Raw genomic sequence first — 6,709 nt, 5'->3', positions numbered from 1 at the left:
ACGGTGCGGGTCAGCAGCCGCCGCTGCGCCGCGGCGTCGCGGGAGACCACCGCGCGCCCGACCACCGCGGCCAGCAGCGGCAGCAGGACGGCCTCGAGGGACGGGGCGCCCTGCGGGACCGGCCACGCCCGGTCGGCACCGACGGGGAGGGGGTCGCGGGTGGCGACGAGGGTGTCGAGCAGGACGGCGCCGCTGGCGGCGTCGAGGACGGCGACCTCCACGACGGGCCCCTCGTCGTCCCCGACCGCCCCCGTCGCCAGGACGACGGCCGCCCCGGGCGAGGTGAGGCACCGCGCCCACCGGGTGGTCTCGGTCGCGGCGGCCCGGGCCCTCAGCCGCTCGGCGGCGAGCCAGTGCCACGCCCGCTGCAGGGGGCGTGCGGTGGGGTCGGCCGCGCAGCGCAGGTGCTCGGCGCAGCTGCGGGCCGGGCCGCCCAGGTCGGGGCCGGTGGAGGCCTCCAGCGCGTCGAAGGCACGCCGCAACCGCGCGAGGGCCTCCTGCCGGGCGGTCTCCAGCACGTCGCCGCAGGAGGTGGCGGCCGCGGCGAGCGCGTCGTGGGCGGCGGCGTCCTCGGCAGGCTCCCCGCCCCACCAGCGGCCGGTGCCCTCGCAGCTCAGCAGGACGCGGCCGGTGCGGGGGGAGCGGGAGCCGACGCAGACGCGGACGTCCTCGGCGACGAGCCAGGGCCGGGCCCGCAGCGGCCGGGCGCGGCCGGTGGGGGTGAGGGGGGTCGTGCCGTCGCGGGTGTCCATCGCGCACCTCCAGTGCTGCGCTGCGCTGCGCCGCCGGGTGCCGGCGGGGTGCCGACCGCGTTCCCGACACCGACGACGCTACGCGCGGGCACCGACATCCGGAGCACCGGCGCGCGGGGACCGGGGAGGGACCGGGGACGGCCTCGGGGGGTTCCCGGAGTCCGTCCCCGAGAGCTCCCGGGGCCAGACCGGCGAGCCCCGCGGACGGCGGGCGGCAGGGGTCCGGAATCCGTCGTCACCGTCCGCACGGGCACTCGTGATCGGAAAGCGGGTTCCCGGCCCGCACTACCAGAATCTCGTCACCTAGCGCTACTTCGTCGATGTGTCCAGCACCCTTTCGGGTGACGACGCGCCGGAGGAGGTTTGGAAAACACGCCTGCGGGCCGATGACTACTGCAGGTCAGCAGGCAGTTACTTCGAGTCAAGGAGTGGACATGGCACAGCGCGGCATCACCTGGAAGGGCCCCCGCCGGCTCACCGCCCTCGCCCTCGGCGCGGTCATCGCGGCCGCCCCCTTCGCCTCGGCCGCCGCCGCCTCCGCCGCGACCTTCCCCACCACCGACAAGAGCAGCACCGCGCAGGCCGGCACCGACCGCACCCGCTGGGGCTCGGCCGACACCGACCGCACCCGCTGGGGCTCGGCCGACACCGACCGCACCCGCTGGGGCTCCACCGGTACCGACCGCACCCGCTGGGGCTGAGCACACCCCCGCACCCCCCCACGACCTCCGGGTCGACCTCCGGCCGCCCCGGGCTCCAGCAGCCCGGGGCGGCCGTCGTCGTCGGGGCCGGCACCCGACCGGACGTGGCGACCACCCGAACCCGGCGTGTAGCGCGTCCGCACACCGGGTATCGCTAAGGTGCGGTCCACCCGACGACGCCGTCGCGGGCAGGACGGTGAGCAGCTCGGTGGTGCGGCGATGGGGGGCCCGTGAGCGGCGCAGGGACGGCACCCGAGAGCCCGACGCGGAAGCGCAGCGGCCGCCCCCGCGCAGTCGTGCGCCGCCTCAGGAGCCCCACCGCCCTGACCCTGGCCCTCACCACCGCGCTGGCGGTCGCGGGCCTGGCGCTCACCACCCGGCTCTCCCCGCGGCCCCTGCTCGACGGCCCCTCCGGCTGGCCCCTGCTGGCGGTCCTGCTCGCCCTCACCGCGGCCTTCTTCGTCAGCGAGCTCGCCCAGGCGCTGGTGGAGATCCGGCGCCAGGCGTACGCCTTCTCGCTCTCCGGCATCCCCCTGCTGCTGGGCCTGCTCTACGTCCCACCGCACCACCTCGTCATCGCCCGCGTCGTCGCCACGATCGCCGCCTTCGGCATGCAGCGGGCACCGGCGGTGAAGTTCGCCTACAACACCGCCGCATACCTGCTGGACACCGCCCTCGTCGTCACCCTCGCCCACCTCCTCACCGGCGAGGACCCGGGCCTGACGCTGCACACCGCCCTGCTCTGCTACGTCAGCCTGGCCGTCGTCGACGTGCTCATGGGCTGCTTCGTGATGGTCGCCATCCTCATCAACCAGGGGCCCCTCAACCGCCAGGAGGTCGTCGAGGCCCTCCTCCCCGGCGCGGGCTTCGTCGTGTTCAGCACCCTGCTGGGGTTCATCGCCGCCGTCCTGCTGAGCAACGGGGCGCTCGGCGTGGCCCTGCTCGTGGCCTTCACCCTCGTCACGGCCGTCATCTACCGCGGCTACCTCGTGCTGCGCAGCCGGCACCAGTCCCTCGTCCTCGTGCAGGAGTTCATCGAGCAGGGCGAGGGGGCCGGCAGCGTCGAGGAGGTCGCCCAGCGGCTGCTCGCCCACGTCCGCAGCCTCGTGCGGGCCACGCGCGTGGAGCTCACCCTGCAGGACGCCGAGGGCGCCCCGCCCACCTGCATCAGCGTCGACGAGGCCGGCTCGGTCACCGTCCAGACCGGCGACGCGGTGGCCAAGCAGTGGCCCGTCCTGCACGCCGCCCACGACGGCGGCGCCCTCCTGCTGGAGCAGCGCAGCAGCACCCCCGGCCAGCGGCGCTGGCTCACCGAGCGCGGGGTGCCCGACGCCCTCGTCGTGCCGCTGACCCGCTCCGACACCCGCGGCGTGCTCGTCGCCCTCGACCGGCTCGGGGACATGCCCAGCTTCACCACCGACGACCTCTCGCTGCTGCAGGCCCTGGCCGGCCACCTCGCCGTGGCCGTCCGCAGCCGGCGGCTGCTGCAGCGGCTGCGCCACGAGGCGACCCACGACGCGCTCACCGGGCTGCCCAACCGCGAACTGCTCACCGAGCACCTGCGCGCGGCCCTGCAGCGGGAGGGCACCGGCACCAGCGCCGCGATCGTCCTGCTCGACCTCAACCGCTTCAAGGAGGTCAACGACGCCCTCGGCCACGACGTCGGCGACCACCTCCTGCAGGTGGTGGCCCGGGTGCTGGAGGGCACCGTGCGGCCCGAGGCCACCGTCGCGCGGCTCGGCGGCGACGAGTTCGCCATCCTGCTGCCGGACTGCGCCGAGCCCGAGGCGGACGCGCGCGCCGTCGCCGCGCGCGTCGAGCGCGCCCTGCGCAGCCCCGTCGACCTCGCCGGCGTCACGGTCAGCACCGGGGCGAGCATCGGCATCGCCGTCGCCGCCCCGGGGCAGCGGCACACCGAGGTGCTCCGGCACGCCGACACCGCCATGTACGCGGGCAAGAACGCCGGCACCAGCGTCATGGTCTACACCCCCTCCCTGGACCGCGGCCGCGCCGAGCGCCTCGCCCTGCTCGCCGACCTGCACGTCGCGCTGGAGCAGGACGAGCTGCAGCTGCGCTACCAGCCCAAGCTGGACCTGTCCCGGGGTGCGGTGACCAGCGTGGAGGCCCTCGTGCGCTGGGCGCACCCCGCGCTGGGCCCCCTCACCCCGGACGCCTTCGTGCCGCTGGCGGAGTCCACCGGTCTCATCGAGCAGCTCACCCGCGTCGTGCTGTCCCAGGCGCTGCAGCAGTGCCGCGCCTGGCAGGACGCCGGCCTCGACCTCGCGGTGGCCGTCAACCTCTCCGCCCGCAACGTCAACGACGTGACGCTGCCCGAGCACGTCGCCGGCGCCGTCGTGGAGGCCGGGCTGCCCGCCCACAAGCTCATCCTGGAGATCACCGAGAGCAGCGTGATGGGCGATCCCGAGCGCACGGTGCCGGTGCTGGAGCGGCTGGCGGCCATCGGGGTGACGCTGTCCCTGGACGACTTCGGCACCGGGCACTCCAGCCTGTCCTACCTGCAGCGGCTGCCGGTGCGGGAGCTGAAGATCGACCGCTCGTTCGTGCGGGGGCTGTCCCTGCCGCGGGAGGCGCAGGCCAGCGCGATCCTGGTGCGCAGCATCATCGGGCTGGCCCGCAGCCTGGACCTGCGCATCGTCGCGGAGGGCGTGGAGAGCGCCGAGACCCTGGACCAGCTCCGCGACTACGGCTGCGACGTCATCCAGGGCTACTACGTGGGCCGGCCGCTGCGCGCGGAGGACATCGAGGCGGCGGGGCCGTTCCCGGTCCTCACCCGCGAGCGGGGGCCGGTCCCCCGCCGCCCCGCGGACTGACGCGGGGCGGCGGGGCGCCGGGGCACCACCGGCGCCGGGGGGTCACCAGATGCGGACGCGCTCGTCCGGGGGCAGGTAGAGGGCGTCGCCCTCGCCCACGCCGAACGCCTCGTGGAACTCGGTGAGGTTGCGGACGACGGCGTTGCAGCGGAACTCCGGCGGGGAGTGCGGGTCCACCGCGAGGCGGCGGGCGGCCTCCTCCGGGCGCACCTTGCCGCGCCAGACCTGCGCCCAGCCGAAGAAGAGCCGCTGCGGGCCGGTGAGGCCGTCGATCACGGGCGCCTCCCCACCGCCGAGGGAGATGAGGTACGCCTTGTGCGCGATCGTCAGACCGCCGAGGTCGCCGATGTTCTCCCCGACCGTGAGGGCCCCGTTGACGTGCTGGCCGGGCACCTCCTCCGGCTCCAGCGCCTCGTACTGCGCGATCAGCGCGGCGGTGCGCTTGCCGAACTCCTCGCGGTCGGCGTCGGTCCACCAGTCGCGCAGGTTGCCGTCGCCGTCGTACTTGGCGCCCTGGTCGTCGAAGCCGTGGCCGATCTCGTGGCCGATGACCGCGCCGATGCCGCCGTAGTTGGCGGCGTCGTCGGCGTCGGCGTCGAAGAAGGGCGGGCGCAGGATCGCCGCGGGGAAGACGATCTCGTTCATCCCCGGGTTGTAGTAGGCGTTGACCGTCTGCGGCGTCATGAACCACTCGCCGCGGTCGACGGGCCCGCCGAGCTTGCCGAGCTCGTAGCGCAGGTCGAACTCGTTGGAGCGGCGCACGTTGCCGAGCAGGTCGGTGCGGTCGACGACGAGACCGGAGTAGTCCCGCCACCGCTCCGGGTGGCCGATCTTCGGGGTGAACCGGCCGAGCTTGTCCAGCGCCCGGGCCTTCGTCTCCGCCGTCATCCAGTCCAGCGCCTCGATGTCGACGCGGTAGGCCTCGACGAGGTTGGCGACGAGCTCCTCCATGCGGGCCTTGGCCGCCGGCGGGAAGTGCCGGGCCACGTAGAGCTTGCCGAGGGCCTCGCCCATCGCGCCCTCCACGAGACCCACCCCGCGCTTCCAGCGCTCCCGCAGCTGCGGGACGCCGGAGAGGGTGGTGCCGTAGAAGGCGAAGTTCTCGTCGACGAACGCGGAGGCGAGGTAGGGGGCGGCGCCGTGGACGATGCGCCACTGCAGCCACTCCCGCCAGAGGGGCACGCGCTCCTCGGTGAGCAGCGCGGACAGGCCGGTGAGGAAGTCCGGCTGGCGCACGACGACCTGCGCGAGCGCGGACGCCTCGACGTCCGCCGCCTCCAGCCACGCGGCGAGGTCCACGGCGGGCAGCAGCTCCTGCAGGCCGTCGCGGTCGAGGAGGTTGTACGTGAGGGTGGCGTCGCGGTTCCGCACCCGGTCCCAGTGGCAGGCGGCGACCGCGGTCTCCAGCTCCAGGACGCGGGCGGCGGCGCCGGCCGGGTCGGGCAGGTCCGCCAGGGACAGCATCCGCTCGACGTGCTCGCGGAACGCCTCGCGGATGGGGGCGTACTGCTCCTCGCGGTAGTAGGACTCGTCCGGCAGGGACAGCCCGTGCTGGGTGAGGTGGAGCAGGTAGCGGTCGGACTGCTTGGAGTCGGTGTCGACGTAGAACGCGACCGGGCCGCTGACGCCCTCGCGCTGCAGCCGGCCCCACGCGCGCACGAAACCGGCCACGTCGGTGACGGCGGCGGCCAGGTCGAGGTCGGGGCGCAGCGGGGCGGCACCGAGGGCGTCGACGGCCTCGACGTCCATGAAGCTGGCGTAGAGGTCGCCGATGGCGCGCGCCTCGCCGTCGGCCCCGGAGGCGGCCTCCTCGACGATCTCGCGGACCTGGGCCTCCGACTCGTCGCGCAGCCGGACGAAGGCGCCGTCGAGGGCGCGGTCGTCGGGGATGGTCGCGCTGGCCAGCCAGGCCCCGTTGACGTGGCGGTAGAGGTCGTCCTGTGGGCGCACGCCGGGGTCGACGGTCGTGAGGTCGATGCCGGAGCGGGTGGCCGGGTCGTCGGCGCGCGGGGCGGTGCCGGTGACCAGATCGGTGCCGGAGGTCATCGAACGAGCATAGGCGGCGGGCCCCGCGCCGCCCTGCCGGAAGGGTCCGGCGAGGCGGGAAGACCCACGGCGCGGACCTGGTTGAGCGCTGCACCACCGAGGGAGGAGCAGATCGTGGACACCCTGGAGCTCTACCGCGCCGCGCAGGGCTGGCTGGCGGAGGGGCAGCCCCGCGAGGCGGTGCGCCTGCTGGACCTCGCCGCCGAGCGCGAGCCGGGCGACCCGGCCGTCCACCGCCTGCTCGCCCTCGCCCTGTTCCGCTTCGCCGCGCTCGGGCGCGCCGAGGCGCTGGCCCGCGAGCTCGTCGCCTCCGACGCCGCCGACGTGGTGGAGGCGCTGCTGCTGGCGCGCACCCTGCAGCGGCGCGGGCGCCCGGAGG

4 protein-coding genes and 1 pseudogene are annotated in these 6,709 nt (G+C 75.3%); 3 read left to right on the top strand and 2 right to left on the bottom strand.

Annotated features, from left to right (window positions below):
• Positions 1-752, bottom strand: a pseudogene (locus tag ABEB16_RS14605) (hypothetical protein); the annotation flags it as partial.
• Between the two features lie 434 nt (positions 753-1,186).
• Here ABEB16_RS14605 and ABEB16_RS14600 point away from each other — a divergent pair.
• Both ABEB16_RS14600 and ABEB16_RS14595 read left to right on the top strand, forming a co-directional pair.
• Positions 1,187-1,453 carry a hypothetical protein gene (locus ABEB16_RS14600; RefSeq protein WP_345712967.1) on the top strand — a complete coding sequence of 89 codons (267 nt, stop codon included), beginning with the start codon at positions 1,187-1,189 and terminating at the stop codon, positions 1,451-1,453.
• A gap of 296 nt (positions 1,454-1,749) precedes the next feature.
• On the top strand, positions 1,750-4,284 hold the full coding sequence (locus ABEB16_RS14595) for a putative bifunctional diguanylate cyclase/phosphodiesterase (RefSeq protein ID WP_345712966.1): 2,535 nt from the start codon (positions 1,750-1,752) through the stop codon (positions 4,282-4,284).
• 42 nt (positions 4,285-4,326) lie between these two features.
• Here the strand turns inward: ABEB16_RS14595 and ABEB16_RS14590 are convergent, their stop codons facing one another.
• Positions 4,327-6,330, bottom strand: coding sequence for a M13 family metallopeptidase (locus ABEB16_RS14590; protein WP_345712965.1), 2,004 nt, complete (start codon positions 6,328-6,330; stop codon positions 4,327-4,329).
• Between the two features lie 114 nt (positions 6,331-6,444).
• Here ABEB16_RS14590 and ABEB16_RS14585 point away from each other — a divergent pair.
• Positions 6,445-6,709: tetratricopeptide repeat protein (locus ABEB16_RS14585; RefSeq protein ID WP_345712964.1), on the top strand; the 265-nt coding region annotated here is incomplete at its 3' end.

Source organism: Kineococcus glutinatus (assembly GCF_039542765.1).
Classification (GTDB): Bacteria; Actinomycetota; Actinomycetes; order Actinomycetales; family Kineococcaceae; genus Kineococcus_A; species Kineococcus_A glutinatus.
Note: the sequence above shows the minus strand (reverse complement) of the source record. Positions and strands in the feature narration are given on the sequence as shown.

Coding starts and splice junctions, on each gene's coding strand:
- ABEB16_RS14590 (WP_345712965.1), bottom strand. CDS start 6,330: ATGACCTCCGGCACCGATCTGGTCACCGGCACCGCCCCGCGCGCCGAC.
- ABEB16_RS14600 (WP_345712967.1), top strand. CDS start 1,187: ATGGCACAGCGCGGCATCACCTGGAAGGGCCCCCGCCGGCTCACCGCC.